This is a genomic window from Robertmurraya sp. GLU-23, assembly GCF_052983275.1.
On sequence record NZ_JBRKCV010000005.1, the window covers coordinates 169,187 to 191,146 of the forward strand.

Genomic DNA, 21,960 nt, shown 5'->3' on the forward strand with positions numbered 1-21,960 from the left:
TTGGAGCAGGTTTTATTTAAAATAATTGAAATCCAAGTGGTAAGCGAAGTCCTAATAAGATTACTAGAACAACCGCAAGATAAAATTGGATCCAAAGCGACTTTGTTTCTTTTCCTTTTACCGTACGAACGAGAACCATCTCCATCGCTGCAATAACCCAAAGTCCAATTAATACTTTAGCTATATACTCAACTGGCTGCATGGAGAATAATGTATGAACGAGCATTCCCCCTGTGGCAAACACAATGATATACAAAACTCTCAAAATCATATGAACGATTTTCGCTGCCTTTGCTTTTCCACTCTTATGTAATGAGTTTGCTACAAAAAATAGGACTAGTGCAAGAACCCATGCGGTTATATGGGCATGTGTGTTAATCGACATAAATTAGCCTCCCTAGTAAATATCGACTTTATCATACCACAATAGTGATAAAAAAACTAAAAAGAACGTCTCCATTGAATTTCTTGGTTCATCATTTGTTCACAAAGTTTTCAAATTTCTTCACTGACATGATTCGTTAGGGTTCCAACACCTTCAATCGTAATTTCTATTTGATCGCCTGGCTTTAGAAAGCGAGGTGGGTGAAATCCTTTTCCTACACCAGCTGGAGTACCCGTAGCAATCACATCACCTGGTTCTAGTGTCATCCCCAATGATAGTGTCGAAATCATTTCTTCCACTGAAAAGATAAAGTGTTTTGTATTGGAGCTTTGGCGAACCTCTCCATTTACTTTTGTTTCAATAGTTAATTGATTGGGATTTGATAGCCTATCTTTATGAACAAGAAATGGTCCCATCGGACAACTAGAGTCTAGGCTTTTTCCAAGAAAGAACTGCTTATGCTTCGCTTGAAGATCACGTGCTGTTATATCGTTTACAATCGTATAACCAAACACATAGTCAAGGGCATCTTCTTTTTCTATATTCCTTCCCTTCTTTCCAATCACGATCGCTAACTCTCCTTCATAATCTAACTGTTTCGTAATAGAAAGATGATTCTCAATATGTTCATTTGGACCAATAATCGTAGTTGGGGCTTTTGTAAAAACCATCATATGCTCAGGAATATCATCCTTACTTCCCATCTCAATCGCATGGTCCACGTAATTTTTCCCTATACACAAAATGTTTTTCGGTGGCTTTGTAATGGGTGAAAGCAAGGTAATCTCTTCTAAAAGGACATACTCCGCCTCGCTTGCTGCTTGGATTTTTTCGTTTATCTCCTGTAGAAATTCTTCTCCCCTTGCAATACATTCGACCATTGAATCCGTTTCGTTAATAGAAAGAACCTTTGTTTCTGTTGAATCCAAAATACCAATAAAAACTTTGTTTTCTCTCTTTCCGGTAAGAAGCTTCATAAGTTTTCTCCTTTTTTCATTAGTTTCTGCCATTTCCAGTACGAAACTGTTCTCCACACCCACTCAAACGGGCCTATATAAAAGTACTTTATCCATATATGACTAAAAATTAATTGAAATAGATATATCGTTAAGGCTAATACCGTTCCTTCGACAACTGATACTTGTCCATACAGACCGAGACCGAAAGAATAAAATATCATCGTCGATACGATGGATTGTCCTAAGTAATTTGTGAAACTAAGCTTCCCAACAGGTCCAAAGAATTTTAACATCTGTAAGCCTCGTTGATGATTCGTACCAAGTGCGATCAGTAGGATGTATGATATAGATAAAAGAGGACCACCCAGCATATCTTGAGAATATTCTGTTGCCCAGTTTCTTGTTAACCAATAAGGAGCGCTCTTAATAACCAATCCAATGAGTAATGTTACCCCTATTGCTACTAGAAACGGTCTTTTTAATTCTTTTACTCTTCTTAACCAATTCTCTTTCGCCGCTCCTCCCCCGATTAAAAACATAGGAAAGATTGAAAAAAGCATAAAGAACAGATTACCTGGATTATTGACTAAATACCAATCCACAAATCTTTGCTCCCGTATTTCCTCATAAGTACCATTTTGATAAGTTTTATACGACGCTAGAGCACTTGTCTCATCTGCTATTGTAAACTCCCCATTACCAGCGACCATCGAAGCTAAAATCATCATGACCGTAATGATCACATTAGGCACAAAGTATAATATCATTCCGAGTAACATAAGTACTTTTCCTCTAAGCCTGATAAATAGCAGAAGGAGGATACCAAATAAGGAGTAGGTAAAAAGGATATCTCCATGCCAAATATAGTTCGCATGTAGCCAACCAATAAAGGACAAAAAAAGTAATCTCCTTATTGCTATGGTCGGAAAGTTTCCACCCTTTGCAATGGTTCTCTCTCTTAAAATCACAAAGCCATATCCAAAGAGAAAAGAGAATAAAGGATATATACTTCCTTGGATGAACAAATCTATCCACGAGTAAAGCAAACGGTCACTAGTTGTCGTCCATGTAACAAAGGGGTCAATATAAAGGATTGGGGTATGAAAAGATAGCATGTTTACTAAGAAAATCCCCAATATGGATAATCCTCTCATTATATCAATGGAAACAATTCTCTCCTGGTTATTCATTTCTTATATATATCCCTCCCTCTTTCTACACTCCTCGAAACCTATTATACTTGAAACATTCCCAATAATCACCAAAACCGTTCTCTAAATAGGGAACGGCTACTATACTTAACAAACACATGAATAATCCTGTTTAGTACAAAACATAATTCAACTTTTTTCATAAATAAATCACATCTAGTTTCTAGGCACATACAATGTAAGGAATCTTAAACAAAGGGTGTAGTGTATGCCAGCAATAGTCGGTGTAGCTCAAGTAATCTCGATTGGAAGTAGTTCCATTTTTCATATTGGAGATGTATATAAAATCATGCCTATTTCTAATGCTAAGACATACTCAGGGGCAGGTTCCTTTAATACAGGGGATGGTTTACGTGTTTATAACAAGTTTAGTTCTACTAACGCATATGACCATGATGGCATTGACCAAGGAAATATTTTAAATGCTTAATAAGCAGGTGATGATATGAATTTCTATATTCAACAAAATATCTCTATAAATCTTTTACGTATTGATGCGATTACGAATTCATCCGTTTTACAGATTGGCAGTGCTGGAGTGATTCGTCCAACCGCCCATCTATATAATACTGGAGGTTTTACAGGACCTGCGCCTGAACCTATTCATCCCGGCGGTACAATCGTAACTACTCAGGATTCGGCTGAATTTACAGGAAGTGATACTGGATCGTATATAGATTCTCCAGCTGTTCCGTTATCCATTTCATAAGAGGAGGGAAGGTGTCAGTATGAATAATGAATTTTACGAATACTTAAGACAGCTTCACCAACTTGTTGAAAGCCAAGAACACCGGATTCGAGCTCTTGAACGAAATATATTACAAATGCAAAAAGAGATATCCCAACTCAAGGAAAGACCACCTGTTCATGTGGATCGAATTGAATACAAATTTGATCAACTCAAGGTAGAGTCCCTTGATGGTACTTTAAATATTGGACTCAATCCATCTGATTTACAAGGAATCGAGGATTTCTCTGTTCCAAATCAATCCATCAAGACTTCTTCACCTCCAAAGCAAATGTTCCAAAGAACAATGGAACTCGAGGATATAGTATATGAATATATGGGTAATCATTTACCTGCTATCTTTGAGAAAACCCAAGCAAAACTGCAAACAACTCTCGATGATTCGTACTATCACTTTATCGAGGAAGATATTAAAAAACAAATACCAAAAAGAATAGAACATTATATACGCGAGTTTTCCTCAGGAGTTATAGAAACTGAGGACCGTTCACGGTTAGAGAAAACGATAACTGACCAGTTTCACAAGGAAATGGAGCATGGAGTTGAGGTTTTTATTAAGAATTTACCGGAGAATGTGAAAGGGATGAAACAGGAATGATCAATTTTCAAGTATACAATCGTGATATTCATGTGGGTGATATTCGAGTGGTCGGTGTCTCGAGTTCTTCTATATTAATGGTAGGAGATGCGGAAACTATCCAATTAGCATCCATATTCGATACTCCAGCTGAATCTCTAATCATTGGCCCCTTTGTACCTTTAGCTGTGGAAGGTAGATAGCATGCTTCAACGATCAAGTTCTGTTAAACATATTCACATTACGAATGCATCGATATCCTCCGTCATTCAACTTGGGGACTCAAATATTATTAATGGTTTAAATAGGGCGATTGCTGTGCAACGGGAAAAGCAGCTGTTCATAGGTGATGATGAAGATTTCTCAAAATATCCCATCTTTCAACGCCCCATTATTTTTCCTCAAGACAAGGAAGAAGTGATGATTACTTCCTTTCATCAAAATCCAATGATTCATGTGAATAACATTAATGTGATCGCCTTTTCCTCATCCTCTATTCTTCATGTTGGAAATACGCAAGCAATCAATATGGAAGCACGCATCAAGCATATCCGTCAGCTCTTACCAAAAAAAACTTGATGCAGACTGATTAGACTTATATGTAAAGGATGTTTTTTATGCCCGCAATTATCGGTCCTGTCCAAATTACAACGGTGAGTGGTGGAATTGTCCAATTCGGCGATGCACTCTACATCTCACCCAAAAGCAACTCTAAATCTGTCACTGGTGCTGGTGCTGTAAATACAGGCGGAATAATTATTACTAATAACGGATTGTCAGCTAGTAATGTATTAGATACGAATCTAATTGACCAGCCAACATTAGGAAATAACTAGGTGGAACTCTGTTTCACCTCTTTTTTTGCCTTCTATCCTTTGATTTCGAAACAGTAATAAGCTTGGAAGCTGGTTGTTTCTGAATCCATTTCACAAACTTTTTAATCGTTTCGTCATCACGTAGTCGTTCAATGGTGTTCATACGAGCAGCCAATTCCTCATTTGTATAAAGGGCATGAATTTGTTTATGACACGGGAGACATAGCTTGGCTGTCGGTAAAAAAGCACCTCCAAGCTCCTTTGGTGTTAGATGATGGATAGTTATCTCGACATGGTTTTGCAAACAAAGCTCACAATCACCAAGAACGATTGGTTTCTTCCCCATTTCCTTCCCTCCTAAAAAATTAGCCAGCAAGAGTAATGTCTCCTGCTGACTAACCATTTAGTCCATTTTCATGATATGTGCACCATCGAAGAAGAATAAATACGTTTCATTTACTTTCTTCTTCCATATTTCCTCTAATGCTCTTCTATATAACTCAATTTGGACTTTGTAACGATCTTCAAGAATCAACTTCGCTTCTTCATATCCACCCTTGTAACGATCATGAATTCCATCCGTTTTAAAATCAAGTAGAACAAGTCCGTTCTCATCTTCAAAAATACAATCAATGATACCTTGAAGGAGAACGGCCTCCTCTTCTCCCTTCCAATCTGCATACACAACGCTAGCAGGAAGAGATAAACTAAAAGGAATCTCACGTAAGACTGTGTTTGCACTTAGTAATCTAACACCGAGTTCCGATTCAAAAAACTGTACCACCTGGTCAACATCTATTACCTCGAGCTGCTCATGCGTTAACAGTTCACGCTGGACCATTTCAGTTAATTGGCTCATAATGCTATCAAAGTTGATTGGTTTTCCTAAATCAATCTGCTGCATCACCGCATGCATGGCCGTGCCTCGCTCTGCTGGGGTTAAGGACTTTTCCTGCATAAAACGTGGACGATTCATTAGCGGTTTCCTGAATTTCTTTTGCAATTCTATTCCACTTTCTTCATCCTGCAATTCTCTTTGCCTTTTCACTTCAGAAACAGACTGCTTGGAACGATGTGTGGAAGGCGCGAAGTATTCATACTTGTACTCTAATTGTGAAAGCACCTGTTCGTTCCGCTCTGATTTAACCGGAAGTTCTTTCCACTCTTTTACAAGTGCTAATAAATGATCTTTTTCTTCTAAAACCGTTTCATTGATGGATGCCAACTGTACTCCATCGATTAACTCTATCTTCCAGCATGATGAATGGTTCGAAATCTCTTCTGGAACAAGATTTCCGACTTCCTTTCCCTTTCGCAACTCTTGACAATCTTGATGCCTAATTAATGAGGGCCCAATCCAGTCTAAGTAACCCTTTGCTGATTGACGGTCGTACTCTTTTAGTAGCCATTCAGAATGGGTTGAGAACTGCTCCCAATCCTCAAGCTTTTTCTCTACATCTTTTACGGTACCTAGTAAATATAAGTACTCTTTTGCGCGGGTTAATGCAACATACAAAACACGCATTTCTTCCGCTAGCATCTCAAGCTTCTTTTTGCGTTTAAAAGCAAGCTGGGGCAAAGATGGATAAGAAATTCTCTTTTTAGGGTCAACATACTTTGCAGAAAAGCCGAGCTCCTTGTCAAGCATGTAAGATTTCCTGATATCCATCATGTTGAATTGACGACCCAATCCAGCCACAAACACGACTGGAAATTCTAATCCTTTACTGCTATGAATAGTCATGATTCGTACAACATCTTCACTTTCTCCAAGTGAACGAGCTGCACCTAGGTCATCCCCACGTTCTCTCATACGTTCGATAAAACGAAGAAAGCGAAACAATCCACGGAACGATGTTTCCTCATATTGTCGAGCACGGTCATACAAAGCACGTAAATTCGCTTGTCTCTGTTTCCCTCCTGGCAGTCCGCCCACAAAGTCAAAGAATCCCGTTTCGCGAAATAACTGCCAAAGTAACTCTGATAATGCACCTTGTCTAGCAGCCGTTCGCCATTTTGATAAATTCTCCATAAACGGAACAATTTTCTCATGCGCTTCCTCATTCATTTCCGTTGGCGCTTTTCTATAAAAGGAAGTTAGAGCTTCGTAAAAAGAACCTCTTCGATCCTCCATACGAACACAAGCAAGATCTTCTTCTGTTAATCCCACAATCGGAGAACGAAGGACAGATGCAAGTGGGATATCCTGATATGGGTTATCAATGACGTGTAACAGAGACATCATAATAACGACTTCTGTTGCTTCAAAATAACCCGTTGATAGGTTCGCATAAACCGGTATTCCCTGATCTTTTAGTTCCTCCATAATCTGTGGAGCCCACGTCATCGATCGAAGCAAGATGACAATATCTTTATATGAAGCCGGCTTAGAGCTTTTTGTTTTAGGATTGTAAACAGGCTTTCGCCCTTGAATCAGACCGTTAATTTTACTCGCAATAAGCTTAGCTTCAAGTTGAGATTGTGCCAACTCTTCTTCATCAAAGGAGTCACCTTGGATCTCATTTTCTCCTTCTTCACTCATCATTTCCTCTTTACCATCACTATTAATGATCAATAATTCAACTGGAACATCTTCCTCTGGGTAGGATGCACCAGTAATTAACTCAGCCGCATCATCATAGGTGATTTCTCCAACTAATACACCCATGATCTGCTTGAATAGATAGTTGGTTCCATGAAGGACTTCCTTTCGGCTCCGGAAATTTCGAGCTAAATCTATTCGAAGCCCAGATTCGTCACCCAGTGAGGTAAATCGGTTATATTTTCCCAAAAATAAATTTGGCTCTGCTAAACGGAAGCGATAGATCGATTGTTTGACATCTCCCACCATAAACAAATTGCCTGTCTTCTCTTCATCATTAGTTACTAAATTTAATATCGCTTCCTGTACCATATTTGTGTCTTGATATTCATCCACAAGAACTTCTTTAAATTGTCGGCGATAGACACAAGCTTCCTCAGAAGGTTTGAACTCATGATCCGTACTTTCTTCTGGATCTGATAAAATCTGGAGACAATAATGCTCTAAATCAGCAAAGTCGACGAGCCCTTTTTCCCTCTTTATTAAATCGAATTGATTGGAAAATTCCTCGACAAGTCTAACCAATGTTTGAATATACAACTTCATTTGTTTCATATCATGAATGAAGCTTTGCGGTTTTCTCGAAAAAAGTTCAGCTTGTAAGGCTTGAACCATTTTCTTTCCTTTATCTCGAAGTTTTTGGGATTTTTCTAATAAAACCTCATCATAATCCGTTTTTTTACATGGCTTTAGCTTTGAAAATGTTTCACTTAGCAGTGTGTTATATAACTCATCCCACGAGTGGTTACTTGCTTCAAGTAGTCGATCAATGATTCTAATATCATCAATAAAAGTTTCCGCTCGAGGACTTGGACCTTCTGGAAGCTTCGTTATTTCAAGAGCAGCTTCAAATAAGCCCCTTGCACCTTGAAGCTGGAGCTGAATATCGAAAATAAGTGTCTGATAAAAGGGCAATGATTCAATCGTTGTTTGTTCATCTACATCATACATATCAATAATTGATTGTAGATATCTCTTGGGCGATGGATTTGAACGCGCAAAGTCATACAGCTCCCGGATAATCACTTGTAGGGCCGCATCACTGCGGTCATTTGAAAACATATCAACTAAATCAAAAAATTCAGTATTAGCTTCCTTCCCGTATTCCTCTTCGAATATGGTATCTAAAACCTCATCTCTTAAGAGCTGTGCTTCCGTTTCGTCAGCGATTCTAAATCCGGGATCAACCTCAATTTTATAATAAAACCTTCGAATCACCTCTAAGCAAAAGGAATGAAGAGTGGATATGCTTGCCTTATTTAGCAAGCTTAGTTGCTTTCGGAGATGTCTTGACGTGGGATTTTCATCAATTGCCTTCTCAAGTGCCTCTCCCATTCGGTGTTTCATTTCTGCCGCGGAAGCATTTGTAAAAGTAACGACTAGCATCTCATCGACGTTCATCGGTTCATCTTCTGAAACAATTTTCTTGATCATTCTTTCAACAAGAACAGCTGTTTTTCCTGACCCTGCTGCTGCAGCAACTAATATATCCTGTCCGTTCGCAACAATTGCTTTCCACTGGTCATCTGTCCAAGTCACATCACTCGGCTTCGGTGGAAGTTTCATGTTCGCCATTTTCATCACTCTCCTTTCGCATTTTTTCTATTACCGTCTCCTTATCTTCAACCTTCAGCATCCTATATTTATTAGCCTGTAATGACTCATCGAATTGACAAACAGACTTGAAGGAACAAAAAGTACAAGGTGTTTTCTCCTTCATTTTATAAGGAGAAATTTGAACGGCACCGTCGACTATACTATTTCCTGTTTTTACGTACATGCTTCTAACATACGACCGCAACTGATTAAATTCTTCCTTACTAGCCACTTTTGATCTTTTCGTTAGCGACCCGTCTTTTTTTATTCCTGCAGAGATAATCGTCGATTCACCAGATTCCAATGTTTGATCCATGAGTTTAATCACATTTTCTTCACCTAGTAATAAACCATTCATCTTAAATTTTTTGAAAAGCTCTGCTTCAATTTCATCCAATGTAAGCATTTTGCTCGTGCTTATCATCGGATTATGCACATGGAAGTACACAACACCTGCTGGGCTAGCCTTTGTACCAATCAAAGATTCTGAGTTTGAAATAACAATATCTAGATACGTAAGCATTTGCAGGGCCAAACCATAATAAATTTCGTTTACATTAACGTCTTTTGCACTGGATTTATAGTCGAGGATTCGCAGGAACACTTCACCGTCATGAGCGGCTTTGTCTACTCGATCAATACGGCCCACTAGTTCCATTTTTGTCCCATTTTTCAACGTAAATGGCGCAGGCTTTATTTGTTCCGTTGGTCCAAATGGTAATTCAAGCCCAACCGGTGCAAACCCACTTGCCTTCGCATGGTCACGTAAAATAAGCGAAGCCCGCTGTATAATTTGTTCCAGCTTTCGTTTAATATAATGGTGACGATTTGAGCTTAATAGAATTTCATTTTGTAGTTTTGGTGCAAGTAGATCCACTGCTTGTTTTGCCAAATTTTCCATTTCATCCTTTGACACATCTGACCATGACATCTTACTCGCCACAATTGTTTCGGTAATATATTTTAATGCTGCGTGAAAGAGCTCTCCAATATCCGGTGCTTCTAACTTAAATACTTGACGTTCTCTAAGCTTTAACCCATGCTGAGAGAAATGTGAAAAAGGACAGCTATGGAACATTTCCATTCGGCTGACACTTGATTGGAATTCTTCTCCATACAAATCCTTGCTTGTCTCCTCAGACAGCTTAGTTGTTCGATTTTCATAAGTTAAGCTAGAAAGTACTTTCCTTACCTCTCTTTGAAAATGGGGTTTTGACTGGTAATAGTTATACACATCCCACCATAAGTCGTAGATAGGGTAATTTCTTTTCTTTAACTGAAGCTGGGAGGTTAAATAAGCTAGAGCCGTATTTTCATGGGCAACAAATTTTAATTGATCCAACTCACCAAGCTCGGAAGGCTCCGACATAAACGATCGTGCTTCACTATCTGGGAACATATCAACCATTCTCTTAATATATGGTGAGGCAATTAATGCCTTTCCTTCAGAATTTGCTAGTGGATAAGAAACATACAAGCGCTCAGACGGAGTGGTAAAAGCCTTGTAGGCGATAAACTCCTCATCCAATAAGCGGGTTTTACTGCTCGCAGCAATCTTTATACCATTTAGTAATAACTGCTCCCGATCTTCATCAGCAAATATACCCTCCTCCGAAAATTTAGCAGGTAGAACCCCTTCTGTTATTCCGATAATAAAAGCTACTTTCACATCGGTTAGACGGGATTTTTCCAAATCTGCACCTAACACTTGATCCATTGCCGGGGGTACTAAAGAGAACTGCAGTGCTTCTAATCCTGCATCCAAAATATTTGAAAACTGCTTTGGAGAGACTTTTTCATCCCCTAACATTTCAACAAACTGATCTAAAAGTTCAATCACACTGTTCCATGCTTGATCATGCTCTCTTGCTTTTGTTAATTCTCCCTTTTCCTCTTCAGCTATTTTCCATCGCTCAAGCTTTGCAGGGATTTCTAATTCCTCAAGATACAGAAAAACTGCCTCCGCTAATTTGCTTCCATTCTCAGCTTTTTTCAATCTTCTCGATAAGCGAAGGATCGGTGCTGAGATCAATAGTCTGAGCTCGTTTAATTTTTGCTCAAAGTTTTTTTCCTTATCCGTTTGGGCAACAGATTCTAATTCAAGTCCCCTCATTCGGCGATATACCCAACGATCACGCCTTGTCCACTTATCTCCTTGAATTCCAAACGCGAGGACAAAATTTTCAAGCTGATCCATTTGCTCTCGCATTTTATTTGAATCGATATGAAGTGGATAAAGAAGCTCTGTTTTCACTGCTCGAAATACAGGTTCATACCGCCAGTATCCGTTGATCACTTCAAGCGTGGAGCGAATAAGTTCAATAACAGGATGTTGAAGCATCGTGCGTTTTTGATCCACAAAGAAAGGAATTTCGTAATCATCGAAGACCGTTTCAATTAAATCTTTGTATTCATGACCATTTCTCATCATAATGGCAATGTCTTTGTATCGATAATTCTTTGTTCGAACAAGTGATAGAATTTCGCGTGCAATTCCTTCAATTTCCGCTCGACGATTAACGGCTTGTCCAATCGTAACAGCCGTTTCCCCTTTAAATACATTCGTAGGACGCGTATCAAAAAATGTTTCCAAATGTTTGAGTGATGGATGCTGCCATCTTTTTTGCTCAGATAAAACCGTTTCTCTTATTTCTAATTTTTCTACTCTAGCAATCTCATAAAAACTTTGACACGTCTCTGCATTCATACGAAATAAATGCAATTCATCTGGATATTTTTCATTGTACGGCTCATCTAGAGTTAGAGTGATCGTTACTTTTTTACAATGCTTCATGAGCTGACTTATGATGGAATACTCTTGAGGCGTAAAACTGTAAAATCCATCAATATATATTTCTGCATCCTTAAGATACTGTGATAACGGAATTTTTTCAGCCAATAATTTAAAATAATCCTCAGAGTCCACGTATGAACCAAAAAGGGCATCTTCAAAATGTTTATAAATCAACTCAAGATCATGTAGTTTATCACGAAGGACTTTATTCATTTGCTCAGATTGCTGCTGTATAAACAACTCTTCTGGTCTGACTAAATATCTTTTAAATTCAATTAACATTTGTTCGAGCTGCTGGATAAACCCATTTTTGTCAGCTGATAGATTAAAGAGCTTTAATTCTGCCTTTCTCTCCTCAACAATTTTACGAATCAACATATTAATACCAACACTATTTAAATGGTACCGGGTATTCCCCCCCGTTTCCTGTAACACTCGCCACGCTAGTCTTGAAAAACTAAAAACCTGAGTTCGAATCATTCCCCCAAGCCCAGGTGTTGTAATCAATTTATATTCAGAAGAAAATGTCATTTGGTCAGGTACTAAGTAAACAATTGGATCTCCGACTGGACGTTCTAGCATTTCTTCTCTAATTTCATCTAAACAAAATTGCGTTTTTCCTGTTCCAGATCTCCCGATAACTAAGTGAACTGCCATAAGAAAACCTCCCTCGTACGTACGTTCCTTCTCTATCCTATTATCTTACCATAGGTACTCCCGGAAATAGGGCAATAACCTTCTAACCGCGAATGAATTTTCTTTCCAGTTTTAAAATCGAAAGCCAGAAATAAAATAGGCCAACCGATATGGTTGACCTTTATATCTTGGTTGTCACGCCTTGCGATCAAGTAACGCCAACCATGGATACCTATTTTTTTAGAAGACGATAGATAAAATGAGCCACTCCATGTTCATGATTTTCAAGAGTTACCTCATGTGCTTTTTCTTTTACTGCATCATCTGCATTTCCCATGGCAGCACTTCTTCCTACCATCGTTAACATGGATATATCATTGTAATTATCTCCCACTGCTGCCATTTTTAGAAGTGGAATTTGTATGATTTCTCCTAATTTTTCTAAAGCCTTTCCTTTTGAGGAGTTTTCATGTATAAATTCAAAATTATGTTTACCCGACGAAACCATATTCAATCCTTTTAATCCTCGGAAGTTTTCTTTTCCTCTTTTTAATTTTTCATCATGAAAGGAAAAGGCAAGAATATTATAAATGTCTGCATCTTTACTAATGATATCTTGATAGGAGGGGACAAATTCAAATCCCGTTTGACTGTACTGAGTCGCTAATGCCCGCTGTATATCCTCTTCTTTGACAGAGGGATTTTCCGTTCTCAGTTTTTCTGCTTCCATTGATAGTAGTTCTCTCCCATGCTGTGGTGTAAGCAAAGTATTGTCAGCAAACACTTCATAATAGAAGCCTTCATCCTCTAGCCATTTCAAGATTGGTTCTGCTGCATCTTTATCAATGGGAACCGAGTGAACTTTTTCCCCGTTCGGGTGATGAATGGTTGATCCATTCGCAGAAATGATCCATGGAGTAATCGGAAAGTTACATTCATTAAGAATGTTTTTTACATCGTGATAAGATCGTCCTGTTGCAATTACGACCATTACTCCTTGATTATGGGCAAAAGTCAGTGCCTCCATGTTTTCAGCACTGATGGTATTTTCGTGGCTCAACAATGTACCATCTAAGTCAATTGCGATTAGATTAGTCATTTTCTTCCTCCCCCTCGCCAGCTATGACTAACTCTACACCTTTCTCTTGTAAGAGTTGTATAAAGTCACCACTAGGCATACGATTCGTGATTAGTACATCTATATCTGTAAAACTTCCAAATTGAAAGAAACCATTGACTCCAAATTTTGTATGATCTGCTAATACAATTACTTGTCTAGCCTGCTGCATCATTTTTTTCTTTAACATCCCATCCTCTTCATGAGCACTTGTCAAACCCGTTTCGGATATACCCACTGCTCCAATAAAAGCTTTATCAACAGAATACTGGGCCAATTTTTCAATCGCCTGTGATCCAAACAAATAACGGTGCTTTTTGTGCAGCTCTCCTCCAACGAGATGAATGGAGACAAGTGGATGTTTGGATAAAATTTCTGCAGAGTTAATGGAATTGGTAATAATCGTACAATCCATATTTTCTACATGCTCGGCACATGCTTGAACTGTAGTCGAAGCATCCAAAATGATGGCATCTCCTGTTTTTAGGAATGTAGCAGCTTTTTCCCCAATCACCTGCTTTTCACTAGAAACCACCTTTAAACGATGGTTATAGTCCATTACCATCTGATGTTCGGTTGGAAGTAATGCTCCTCCTCTTGTCCGGATAATTCGCCCTTCCTCTTCAAGGCGAACCAAGTCTCTTCTAGCGGTATCTCTTGAAACCTCTAGTTCTGAACAAATTTCTTCCACAGTAATCCGTTTATGTTCTTTTAAATAACTAAGAATAGCTACTAAACGTTCTTCTTGATACATATTTTTTCATCTCTCATTAATTATTTATAAGTAATTATAAGTAATTTTGCCATAAAACTCAATATTTTTAAGTAATATCAATTAAAATTAAGTAATTGGGCAGAATATATTACAAATGGAATTTTATTCCTACTTTGAATATCATTCACTTTCCACATACTATCCATAAAGAAAATCGGATAGGAGATACTGCATGAAGAGCATCGTAGTTAATGATGAACGTATCTGTTATGAAGATATTGGTGAAGGCATTCCTATTATTTTTCTCCATCCTCCAGGCATGGGAAGGAAGGTTTTTAACAAGCAAAAAGCTTTATCGAAGCATTTCCGCATTATTTTGCCTGATTTACCTGGACATGGGGACAGTTCATTCAATGTAGAAAAAGAAGTGTCCGTTGAACGATTTGGCGAGGATATCATTGAGTTAATGGATCAGTTGACTATTACTGCGGCTGTTATTTTTGGTTATTCCTCTGGTGGAGCAATTGCCCAATATTTAGCTATACATCATCCAAGCAGAGTCCACACCCTCATATTATCCGGAGGTTATCCTATTGTTGATCATTGGATGATAAAAAATGAGCATCGCTTGGGTGTGTTTATTGCAAAAAATAGTAAAAAGTTTTTATCTACTAGCCTTGCCATAGCTCACACAAAAGATAAACAACTTCGCCGTGATTTAAAAGAGCATATGCTTAAAGCAAACCCTAACGTCTGGTCAAAATACTACTATGATGTTATGCATTTTAACTGCAAAGATGATTTAGCAAAAATTACTGCACCTGTTCTGCTAATGTACGGAAGCAAATCCGATTCGTTTAATACGTACATTAAAACGTATAAAAAAGAGCTGGCTGATGTCGAGATCTTTGTTATTAAAGGAGAATCGCACCAACTGCCAACCAGACAACCTAGTTATGTTAATCAGATCATTACGGGTTATTTACTGAATAGGCAGTAGGTGAGGAATGGGAAGCAGTGTGGCTGCGGTTCTATTTGACCGTACTTTTTGGGAGTTTGTTTAGGAGGGCAATTAAGGCCTCCCTCTCTTCCCATCCATTCGCTTTTACACGAAAGTTACTCGGAAAAGATCACAAAAAAACTAGCCCAAATATTTGGACTAGCCCCTTAGTTACATCATGATTCCCCCGTCAACATGTAGAACCGTCCCATTCACATAGTTGGATTCATCTGATGCTAAGAATAGGTAAGCATTCGCAATATCTTCCGGATTTCCCAGTCGACCAAGTGGGACCATCATCTTCATTTGCTCTAATACTTTTTCCGGTACCTTGGCTGTCATTCCTGTAGCGATAAAGCCTGGTGCCACTGCGTTTACATTGATTCCTTTTCGCCCAAGTTCCTTGGCCCATGTTTTTGTCATACCAACCACGCCTGCTTTGGTGGCAGCATAATTAGTTTGACCAACATTTCCGTATACTCCAGATACGGACGATGTGTTAATGATTCTCCCTTTTCCGTTAGAAACTAAAATAGGAAGTACTGCTTGAGTACAATGAAATACCCCAGTTAAATTTACATCAAGCACTTGTTGAAAATCTTCAACCGCTAACTTTGACAGCATCGCATCACGAGTAATTCCAGCATTATTCACTAAAATATCAATTCCACCAAACCGACCAACTACTTCCTCCACCATTATATTTACACTATCACGATCAGCCACATTTACTTGAAAAAAAGCCACTTGATACCCCTTTGCCCTTAATTCCTCTGTCTTTGTTTCTCCTAAACTGGCATCGTAATCCGCTAAAGCCACCTTTGCTCCTTCTTTCGCAAACAAACTCGCTGCCGCAAAGCCAATTCCATTGGCCGCCCCTGTAATGATTGCTACTTTCCCCTGTAATCTCATACTTTTCCTCCTCAGTTTAAAAACTCTATTTTTTTATGGTATCGCTTTCATTTTATTCGTGAGCTTTGCCCGCCGAATTAGCCCTTCCTTTACGGCAGGGGGAATTAGTTTTGTTTGTATAACAGGGGCAAACCTTTTCATCTTCATCCCTCCTTTTTATGGACTAACGGTCCTTTATTTTGATCTTTTCCGGCTCACTTACTCTCGTTTCAACACGATTGAGACGGGCCTCAATCCTTTTTCCTATAAACCAAAGCAAGACAATAACAAAACCTACGATTGCTGTACGGACAGGTTGAGTAATCAAGGAATGTATATCATATCCAACAAAGCTAATCGTAAAAATCATCACCATTTTCCCGGTCAAAACAGCTAGCATATATTGAGCAATACTTATTTTAGATAGACCAGCTACAATGTTCACAACAGCTGATGGTGTAAAAGGAAAGCATAAAAGTAAGAACAGTGGGCCAAATCCATGGTTCTCCACCCAAACCATTAGTTTTTGTACTTGAGGATGCTTTTTTAAAAAGTTTAATATTCTCTTTTGACCAAACTTCCTAACCAAGAGAAAAACAATTAATGCTCCACCGGATGCACCTATCCAAGAAAATAAAAATCCAAACCATAACCCAAATGCACTCGCATTTGCCATCACAAAAAGGAAAAGTGGTAAAAACGGAAGGAACGCTTCTAGTAATGGAAGTAATATTCCCGGCAGTGGGCCAAAGGAACGGTATTTTTCTATTAATTCCATAATATTTTCAAGAGTAAACCAAGCCTTGATTAATTCTACATCCATTACTTAATCTCCTCACGTAAATAAGCTGCATATTATTCTAACATGGTCCTTTTTTTCATATTGTACACCTCCTAATTGAAAAAGAGAACGGATTCGCCCATTTTATGGCAAAAATACCCACAGGACTTGTTTCCCATGGGTAATTACTAGTTTATTGATTATATTCTTTAAACCATCCAAGAATATGGTTTAATCTCTCGATTCTTAAATTGGGCTTCCCGCTTCTTGATAACTCATGATTCGATTCTGGGAAACGGACAAATTTCGTTTCTTTTTTACGATGCTTTAATGCAATGTATAACTGCTCAGCCTGTTCGATTGGACAACGATAATCCTTTTCACTATGTAGAATAAGGAGAGGTGTTTCAATCTTTTTTACATAGGCGAGTGGGGAATGCTTCCACAATGTATCAAAGTCCTCAAGCTCCGCTTTTATTTGCCATGTGTTAAAATAATACCCAATATCACTTACTCCGTAAAAGCTAATCCAGTTCGAAATCGAGCGCTGCGTCACTGCCGCCTTAAAGCGGTTCGTGTGTCCAACAATCCAGTTTGTCATAAAGCCACCATAACTCCCGCCGGTAACCCCCAATTTATTTTCATCAATATAGTCAAACTTTTTCAATGCATAATCGACCGCATCCATTAAATCTCCATAATCTCTTCCACCATAATCCCCACGAACTGCATCAACAAATGACTGACCGTACCCGTGACTACCTCTTGGATTAATAAATAAAACCGCATATCCAGCTGCAGCTAGCATTTGAAATTCATGAAAATACGTATTGGCATACATGGCGTGAGGTCCACCGTGAATTTCTAAAATACACGGATACTTTTCACCTTCATTGAATGAAGCAGGCTTCATGACCCAACCATGTAACTGCCAGTCATCTGTAGACGTAAATTCAATTTCTTCCACTTCCGCGAGGACGACGTCTTCAAGAAATTCTTTATTTACACTTGTCAATTGCTTTAGCTCTCCCGTTGGTACATCTAGCAAGTAAAGATCTCCTGGCTCCGTTGGTTTACTGATTGCAACGACTGCTCGATTCACTTGTCCACCCGTAGTTGCACCGTATACATGCTGCTTATCAAGCAATGCTGGATACAGCTCACCTTCTACGGAACCGTAGTATAGAACTGTATTTCCATGATCGGTTGCCAAGAAATAAAAACTCGTACTGTTTTCCCCCCAAAGCAAGCCTGGAGTGACTACTCCTTGATGAAAATCTCCGATTGCGAAGTCTCCGACAAGCAGGTCTGTGCTCTCCGTTATGCAAGATAATGTTTCTCCTTCAACATCATAAATCCAAAGCTTAGTCAAAGTTGCATTCTCAAATTCTCTTTCGTGACCAAACAGTCCAATATATTTTCCATCCGGGGAAAAGCTAGCACTGCCAAAATAACCTGCACCTTCTGTCACTTTTCTTAGCTCTTTTGTTTTTATATCTAATAAAAAGAAATCATTGATGAACGAAAAATCTGCATCTTCGCTTAAATCAGCTGATACTGCAAGTGTATTTCCATCTGGAGACCAGCTTTGTAAATGGATATCCATATCGCCTGAAGTAATCAGCTGTACTTCTCCACTTTCGACGTTCACAATCGCAACCTGTTTTACTTTTTCATCTAGGAATCCGGCTGCATCCGATTTATACTTCATCTTCTCTACTACTAACGGCTTCAAAAGTTTTGGATTTTCCTCGCTTTTCTCATCTTTCTCACTAAGTTCTTCCCCAGGTTTTAACCCGGTAGTAAAAGCGATTTGTTTACCATCAGGTGACCAAACCGGATTGCTCACCCCATGAGCTATGTTTGTAACCTGTCTCGCTTCCCCACCCTTTTTATGCAGTATGTATATCTGTCCCTTACCACTTCTCGTTGAAACAAACGCTATCTTCTCACCACACGGTGACCATCTTGGAGAAACATTTCGCTCCTTTCCAAAAGTCCATTGAACAGGTTCCGATTCTTCTTCGACATTCATGTAAAAAATATTGGATACATACTCATTTTTCTTTTCATCGATTGACGTTTGAATATACACAAGGTCTTGTCCATTGCTTGCTAGTTGCGGGTCTGCTACTGACTTTAGTAGATATAAATCTTCTGCCACTAACGTTCTTTTATTCACCCATATCATCTCCTTCATATTTACTTATGTATTTCGATAATAGAAATATTATTCCTTCTAAAAAACTTATTTTTTCTTTTTTCTTTTCGCAAACTAACGCACAACAACTTTCGAAAAAATCATTAAAGGTAACATCTTGCCTTTCCTTCGTGAATCGTATAAAATAAAAGGGAACAAATGTTCTTATTTTAGTCTGAAAGGTTCGATAAATATGACTAGAATTCCACCGGAAGAAAGAAATATGATTGAGCAGGCCATCTACTTACCAATGGTACTTACCGTTCTAAACCGTGACATTCAAAGTGTTAACACAAGTACGATTAAGTTAAAGGAACCATATCTTCATTTAATTGAAGAAACCATGAAGGTCGTCCAAAAGGAGCTTAGTGAGATTAAGCGCTATATGAGTAAAAATAAAATGAAAGTTTACCAGTCCAATCAAGACGAAGCATTTACGATGTTCACCTTTCTTTATAAAGGATATGAAGAGCATCATAATTATTTTAATCCAAGAATTCGAAACAAAGTCCAAGAACTGCTTGAATATTATTTATTTAAGCGAGAAAAAAACAAAACAGAAGCATAAAGCTGCTCCTGTTCATGTTGCCTTAATGGCCGTAATTTCCGTAATCCAGTTGGTTTTCTGACGCCCTCATCTTTTTCCCAAAATTCACATACATGGTTCTTGTATCCTCTAGACGCTTTCCTAACTTGGATCGTACTAGCAGGGTTCTTGAGATTTGGTTGTGAAAAGAGTTGTAGGAAATTGGAATATTCATGACTTCCTTGTTCGTGAACATGACCGTCGTCTCACTCTTATCACCCTTTTTATAATCGACGATATGCTCATGAGCAAGCCAAATACATTCCGAATTATCGGGGGAAGTGGTTGGAAAAAAATAGATGAAATTTGTAGGGGAAACAGGAATGGGGACCTTGTGTGTAATTCCAGTTAGCTGTCTAACTCCGTCCTTTCTACCTTCATAACTTGATCCAAAAAACTGACAGCTTTTTTTTATGATTTCAATGGGCTTAAAAGGGGAAAGGCAAGTATCTTCTGTTTCATATACCTTTGAATATGTTTTGCACCCATATGTAGTAGGCATAATCACCATCGTAAATGGGTTTATTTCGTACTCCTCTACCAGATTTCTTTGATGCTGCATTCTCATTCTTTCATCTCCTTATCACAATTTTGATTCACCTCCTATCATATCAGCTTGAATAAAAACAATATTAGATTTTGTGAAAAATTCGGAATTAGTTCACAATTGAAACTTAAAATTTCTAAATTTTTTAAAAATTCTGTTGATATTTTCTGTATTGTTAAATATAATATGAAAAAGACATCAGAGGTGATTTCAATGAAAGAAAAATCTTATACAGAGCTGATGAAATCCAGTGCCATGAACCGTAAAAAAGCGAAGGAATCATTTGTGTTAGATTTGTACGTTGAGATGCTGCTGTCAGAATCATTGTTAAAAGCCGAAAAAGAAAAACTAACAAAACGAATTGATCAAGCCATTGACGAAAGAAACAGACAAGAGTTTTTTAAGCTATCAAATGAATACAAGCAGTTGACGAAGAGATTCGGGACTTAAGAAAAAAATGGGGCTCCTTTTAAGGGCCCCATTTTCTTCTTATTGCTGATTTCTTTGCTCAAGTTCATATTCTTCAATTCTTGTAATACGCTCAAGCATGGTTGGATGACCATAACGGAAGATTTTTACAAGTAGAGGTGGATTTACCTGACTAAGCCCCGCTTTTGTTAGCTCTTGGAATGTTCCAATCGCTGCCTCCGAATTCTGTGTCATTTCAATTGCATATTGATCTGCACGCATCTCTTGGTATCGTGACACCGTATTTGAAAATGGACTTGATACATACATCAGCATCGATAACAGTAAAAGAAACAGTGGGAGCGATCCAATATCGTTAACTGCAGAAATTTTTAATGCCTCTCCCCATCTGCTCACAATCGCTCTCATTAACCTCGAGATGATATAAAGTCCTAGCAGGGAGAACACCAAATACCCAGCTATCCCAATATACAAATGCTTTTCCACATAATGGGCCATCTCATGAGCCATGATAAATAGAATTTGATCTTCGGTTAATCGATTAAGAGTCGTATCCCATAAAACAATTCTAGAATTTGATCCAATTCCTGTAACATACGCATTGAGGGCATTCGTCTTTTCGGCCATATTCACTTCGAATACATGCTCCGCAGGAATTCCAGCCGAGTCCGCTATATCAAGGATTTTAGCCTCAAGCTCCTTATTTTTAAGTGGATAGAAATCATTGTACAAAGGGTCAATCACTACAGGTTGTAAAAACATCATAAATAAAGTGAACGGTATGGAAATTAACCAGGCATAAAACCACCACTTCTTACCGCTCTTTCTCATCAGCCAATACAGCACAGTAACAATAAGAAACAAAGTACCGTAATTAATCCAAAAATCAATCAACTCATCCTTCATCCAAGAAGAAAAGGATTGGGTTGAAATATTATATTTCTTTGAGAGTGAATAGCTAACATAGCTCAGTGGAGTGGTAGCTATAAAGGCTGCCACTGACAACCAAATTAAATAAATTGCTTGCTGGAGAATCCGATATTTAGCGGATTGTTCCGACCAGCGCTTGAACGCCTTAGATAAACCAAACAATAGAATAAGCAAATAAAATAACCATTCAATTGGGGTCGAGATAAAAAACAAGAAATTACGAATTTTCGAGTATTCTTCTGATAACATTAACTCTCTTTCATTTAAAAAAGTAGCAGGATCTGCCTTCGTTCCCTGGTATTCAAACGGCAAGCTTGATTGTGAAAAATAAAATAAATACCAGTAAAAAAAGAGTACATATAAACAAAAGGCAAGCACACCGTACAAGCCAATTTTCTTAGCCAAAAAATATCTCCCCTTTCCACCTTGTCCAACCCTTTT

22 protein-coding genes are annotated in these 21,960 nt (G+C 38.3%); 9 read left to right on the top strand and 13 right to left on the bottom strand.

All coding sequences use genetic code 11. The features are described 5' to 3' along the window. Nucleotides 1-16: 16 nt before the first annotated feature. The 3 genes from ACVBAX_RS11180 to ACVBAX_RS11190 all read right to left on the bottom strand — a co-directional run bounded on the left by ACVBAX_RS11180 (nt 17) and on the right by ACVBAX_RS11190 (nt 2,534). On the bottom strand, nt 17-385 hold the full coding sequence (locus ACVBAX_RS11180) for a YisL family protein (RefSeq protein WP_430773568.1): 369 nt from the start codon (nt 383-385) through the stop codon (nt 17-19). Between the two features lie 110 nt (nt 386-495). Then, on the bottom strand, nt 496-1,362 hold the full coding sequence (locus ACVBAX_RS11185; protein WP_447117093.1) for a fumarylacetoacetate hydrolase family protein: 867 nt from the start codon (nt 1,360-1,362) through the stop codon (nt 496-498). Further along, on the bottom strand, nt 1,359-2,534 hold the full coding sequence (locus ACVBAX_RS11190; protein WP_447117094.1) for a DUF418 domain-containing protein: 1,176 nt from the start codon (nt 2,532-2,534) through the stop codon (nt 1,359-1,361). Before ACVBAX_RS11190 ends, ACVBAX_RS11185 begins: the two co-directional genes overlap by 4 nt. Before the next feature lie 229 nt (nt 2,535-2,763). Here ACVBAX_RS11190 and ACVBAX_RS11195 point away from each other — a divergent pair, with 229 nt between their 5' ends. The 6 genes from ACVBAX_RS11195 to ACVBAX_RS11220 are packed head-to-tail and all read left to right on the top strand — an operon-like array spanning nt 2,764 to nt 4,716. Beyond that, entirely contained in the window at nt 2,764-2,985 is a 222-nt protein-coding gene (locus tag ACVBAX_RS11195; RefSeq protein WP_119707179.1) for a spore germination protein, read from the top strand. Between the two features lie 15 nt (nt 2,986-3,000). Then, nucleotides 3,001-3,264, top strand: a complete 264-nt coding sequence (locus ACVBAX_RS11200) for a spore germination protein GerPB (protein WP_447117095.1) — start codon at nt 3,001-3,003, stop codon at nt 3,262-3,264. A 19-nt stretch (nt 3,265-3,283) separates the two neighbouring features. After that, on the top strand, nt 3,284-3,901 hold the full coding sequence (gerPC, locus tag ACVBAX_RS11205) for a spore germination protein GerPC (RefSeq protein ID WP_447117096.1): 618 nt from the start codon (nt 3,284-3,286) through the stop codon (nt 3,899-3,901). Then, entirely contained in the window at nt 3,901-4,083 is a 183-nt protein-coding gene (locus ACVBAX_RS11210; protein ID WP_430774042.1) for a spore gernimation protein GerPD, read from the top strand. Before gerPC ends, ACVBAX_RS11210 begins: the two co-directional genes overlap by 1 nt. A 1-nt stretch (nt 4,084) precedes the next feature. Next, the gene (locus ACVBAX_RS11215; RefSeq protein WP_447117097.1) at nt 4,085-4,459 is read left to right on the top strand and encodes a spore germination protein GerPE; all 375 of its coding nucleotides are present in this window, start codon (nt 4,085-4,087) and stop codon (nt 4,457-4,459) included. 38 nt (nt 4,460-4,497) lie between these two features. Continuing rightward, nucleotides 4,498-4,716, top strand: coding sequence for a spore germination protein (locus tag ACVBAX_RS11220; protein ID WP_119707175.1), 219 nt, complete (start codon nt 4,498-4,500; stop codon nt 4,714-4,716). 13 nt (nt 4,717-4,729) lie between these two features. Here the strand turns inward: ACVBAX_RS11220 and ACVBAX_RS11225 are convergent, their stop codons facing one another. The 5 genes from ACVBAX_RS11225 to ACVBAX_RS11245 all read right to left on the bottom strand — a co-directional run bounded on the left by ACVBAX_RS11225 (nt 4,730) and on the right by ACVBAX_RS11245 (nt 14,194). Then, complete coding sequence (locus ACVBAX_RS11225) at nt 4,730-5,041, bottom strand: HNH endonuclease (RefSeq protein WP_447117098.1); 312 nt, start codon at nt 5,039-5,041, stop codon at nt 4,730-4,732. A 57-nt stretch (nt 5,042-5,098) separates the two neighbouring features. Then, on the bottom strand, nt 5,099-8,872 hold the full coding sequence (gene addA, locus ACVBAX_RS11230; protein ID WP_447117099.1) for a helicase-exonuclease AddAB subunit AddA: 3,774 nt from the start codon (nt 8,870-8,872) through the stop codon (nt 5,099-5,101). Then, nucleotides 8,838-12,344, bottom strand: a complete 3,507-nt coding sequence (addB, locus tag ACVBAX_RS11235; protein ID WP_447117100.1) for a helicase-exonuclease AddAB subunit AddB — start codon at nt 12,342-12,344, stop codon at nt 8,838-8,840. The genes addA and addB overlap by 35 nt, the downstream gene beginning before the upstream one ends. Before the next feature lie 211 nt (nt 12,345-12,555). Next, complete coding sequence (locus ACVBAX_RS11240) at nt 12,556-13,422, bottom strand: Cof-type HAD-IIB family hydrolase (protein ID WP_447117101.1); 867 nt, start codon at nt 13,420-13,422, stop codon at nt 12,556-12,558. Beyond that, nucleotides 13,415-14,194, bottom strand: coding sequence for a DeoR/GlpR family DNA-binding transcription regulator (locus ACVBAX_RS11245; RefSeq protein ID WP_447117102.1), 780 nt, complete (start codon nt 14,192-14,194; stop codon nt 13,415-13,417). Before ACVBAX_RS11245 ends, ACVBAX_RS11240 begins: the two co-directional genes overlap by 8 nt. A gap of 193 nt (nt 14,195-14,387) precedes the next feature. Here ACVBAX_RS11245 and ACVBAX_RS11250 point away from each other — a divergent pair, with 193 nt between their 5' ends. After that, on the top strand, nt 14,388-15,155 hold the full coding sequence (locus tag ACVBAX_RS11250) for an alpha/beta fold hydrolase (protein ID WP_447117103.1): 768 nt from the start codon (nt 14,388-14,390) through the stop codon (nt 15,153-15,155). A gap of 171 nt (nt 15,156-15,326) precedes the next feature. Here ACVBAX_RS11250 and fabG read toward each other — a convergent pair whose 3' ends face one another. From fabG to ACVBAX_RS11265, 3 genes are all read right to left on the bottom strand, one after another. Continuing rightward, the gene (gene fabG / locus ACVBAX_RS11255) at nt 15,327-16,067 is read right to left on the bottom strand and encodes a 3-oxoacyl-ACP reductase FabG (RefSeq protein WP_430776609.1); all 741 of its coding nucleotides are present in this window, start codon (nt 16,065-16,067) and stop codon (nt 15,327-15,329) included. Nucleotides 16,068-16,230: 163 nt separating this feature from the next. Further along, nucleotides 16,231-16,869 carry a TVP38/TMEM64 family protein gene (locus tag ACVBAX_RS11260; RefSeq protein WP_430776599.1) on the bottom strand — a complete coding sequence of 213 codons (639 nt, stop codon included), beginning with the start codon at nt 16,867-16,869 and terminating at the stop codon, nt 16,231-16,233. A 151-nt stretch (nt 16,870-17,020) separates the two neighbouring features. Next, nucleotides 17,021-19,018, bottom strand: coding sequence for a S9 family peptidase (locus ACVBAX_RS11265; protein WP_447117163.1), 1,998 nt, complete (start codon nt 19,016-19,018; stop codon nt 17,021-17,023). 202 nt (nt 19,019-19,220) lie between these two features. On the opposite strand from ACVBAX_RS11265, the gene ACVBAX_RS11270 reads away from it, so the two are divergent. Further along, complete coding sequence (locus ACVBAX_RS11270; RefSeq protein WP_430776598.1) at nt 19,221-19,595, top strand: hypothetical protein; 375 nt, start codon at nt 19,221-19,223, stop codon at nt 19,593-19,595. A gap of 22 nt (nt 19,596-19,617) precedes the next feature. Here the strand turns inward: ACVBAX_RS11270 and ACVBAX_RS11275 are convergent, their stop codons facing one another. Continuing rightward, a complete protein-coding gene (locus ACVBAX_RS11275; protein WP_251521200.1) occupies nt 19,618-20,181 on the bottom strand; it encodes a competence protein ComK in 564 nt (187 codons plus the stop codon). 192 nt (nt 20,182-20,373) lie between these two features. Here ACVBAX_RS11275 and ACVBAX_RS11280 point away from each other — a divergent pair, with 192 nt between their 5' ends. After that, on the top strand, nt 20,374-20,610 hold the full coding sequence (locus ACVBAX_RS11280) for an IDEAL domain-containing protein (protein ID WP_447117104.1): 237 nt from the start codon (nt 20,374-20,376) through the stop codon (nt 20,608-20,610). Nucleotides 20,611-20,649: 39 nt separating this feature from the next. Here the strand turns inward: ACVBAX_RS11280 and ACVBAX_RS11285 are convergent, their stop codons facing one another. After that, the gene (locus tag ACVBAX_RS11285; protein ID WP_447117105.1) at nt 20,650-21,924 is read right to left on the bottom strand and encodes a M48 family metallopeptidase; all 1,275 of its coding nucleotides are present in this window, start codon (nt 21,922-21,924) and stop codon (nt 20,650-20,652) included. Nucleotides 21,925-21,960: the final 36 nt, after the last annotated feature.

What these genes read in the sequence shown, in the direction of transcription:
- ACVBAX_RS11180 (WP_430773568.1), bottom strand. Translation starts at nt 385, where the DNA reads ATGTCGATTAACACACATGCCCATATAACCGCATGGGTTCTTGCACTA.
- ACVBAX_RS11185 (WP_447117093.1), bottom strand. Translation starts at nt 1,362, where the DNA reads ATGAAGCTTCTTACCGGAAAGAGAGAAAACAAAGTTTTTATTGGTATT.
- ACVBAX_RS11190 (WP_447117094.1), bottom strand. Translation starts at nt 2,534, where the DNA reads ATGAATAACCAGGAGAGAATTGTTTCCATTGATATAATGAGAGGATTA.
- ACVBAX_RS11195 (WP_119707179.1), top strand. Translation starts at nt 2,764, where the DNA reads ATGCCAGCAATAGTCGGTGTAGCTCAAGTAATCTCGATTGGAAGTAGT.
- ACVBAX_RS11200 (WP_447117095.1), top strand. Translation starts at nt 3,001, where the DNA reads ATGAATTTCTATATTCAACAAAATATCTCTATAAATCTTTTACGTATT.
- gerPC (WP_447117096.1), top strand. Translation starts at nt 3,284, where the DNA reads ATGAATAATGAATTTTACGAATACTTAAGACAGCTTCACCAACTTGTT.
- ACVBAX_RS11215 (WP_447117097.1), top strand. Translation starts at nt 4,085, where the DNA reads ATGCTTCAACGATCAAGTTCTGTTAAACATATTCACATTACGAATGCA.
- ACVBAX_RS11220 (WP_119707175.1), top strand. Translation starts at nt 4,498, where the DNA reads ATGCCCGCAATTATCGGTCCTGTCCAAATTACAACGGTGAGTGGTGGA.
- ACVBAX_RS11225 (WP_447117098.1), bottom strand. Translation starts at nt 5,041, where the DNA reads ATGGGGAAGAAACCAATCGTTCTTGGTGATTGTGAGCTTTGTTTGCAA.
- addA (WP_447117099.1), bottom strand. Translation starts at nt 8,872, where the DNA reads ATGGCGAACATGAAACTTCCACCGAAGCCGAGTGATGTGACTTGGACA.
- addB (WP_447117100.1), bottom strand. Translation starts at nt 12,344, where the DNA reads ATGGCAGTTCACTTAGTTATCGGGAGATCTGGAACAGGAAAAACGCAA.
- ACVBAX_RS11240 (WP_447117101.1), bottom strand. Translation starts at nt 13,422, where the DNA reads ATGACTAATCTAATCGCAATTGACTTAGATGGTACATTGTTGAGCCAC.
- ACVBAX_RS11245 (WP_447117102.1), bottom strand. Translation starts at nt 14,194, where the DNA reads ATGTATCAAGAAGAACGTTTAGTAGCTATTCTTAGTTATTTAAAAGAA.
- ACVBAX_RS11250 (WP_447117103.1), top strand. Translation starts at nt 14,388, where the DNA reads ATGAAGAGCATCGTAGTTAATGATGAACGTATCTGTTATGAAGATATT.
- fabG (WP_430776609.1), bottom strand. Translation starts at nt 16,067, where the DNA reads ATGAGATTACAGGGGAAAGTAGCAATCATTACAGGGGCGGCCAATGGA.
- ACVBAX_RS11260 (WP_430776599.1), bottom strand. Translation starts at nt 16,869, where the DNA reads ATGGATGTAGAATTAATCAAGGCTTGGTTTACTCTTGAAAATATTATG.
- ACVBAX_RS11265 (WP_447117163.1), bottom strand. Translation starts at nt 19,018, where the DNA reads ATGATATGGGTGAATAAAAGAACGTTAGTGGCAGAAGATTTATATCTA.
- ACVBAX_RS11270 (WP_430776598.1), top strand. Translation starts at nt 19,221, where the DNA reads ATGACTAGAATTCCACCGGAAGAAAGAAATATGATTGAGCAGGCCATC.
- ACVBAX_RS11275 (WP_251521200.1), bottom strand. Translation starts at nt 20,181, where the DNA reads ATGAGAATGCAGCATCAAAGAAATCTGGTAGAGGAGTACGAAATAAAC.
- ACVBAX_RS11280 (WP_447117104.1), top strand. Translation starts at nt 20,374, where the DNA reads ATGAAAGAAAAATCTTATACAGAGCTGATGAAATCCAGTGCCATGAAC.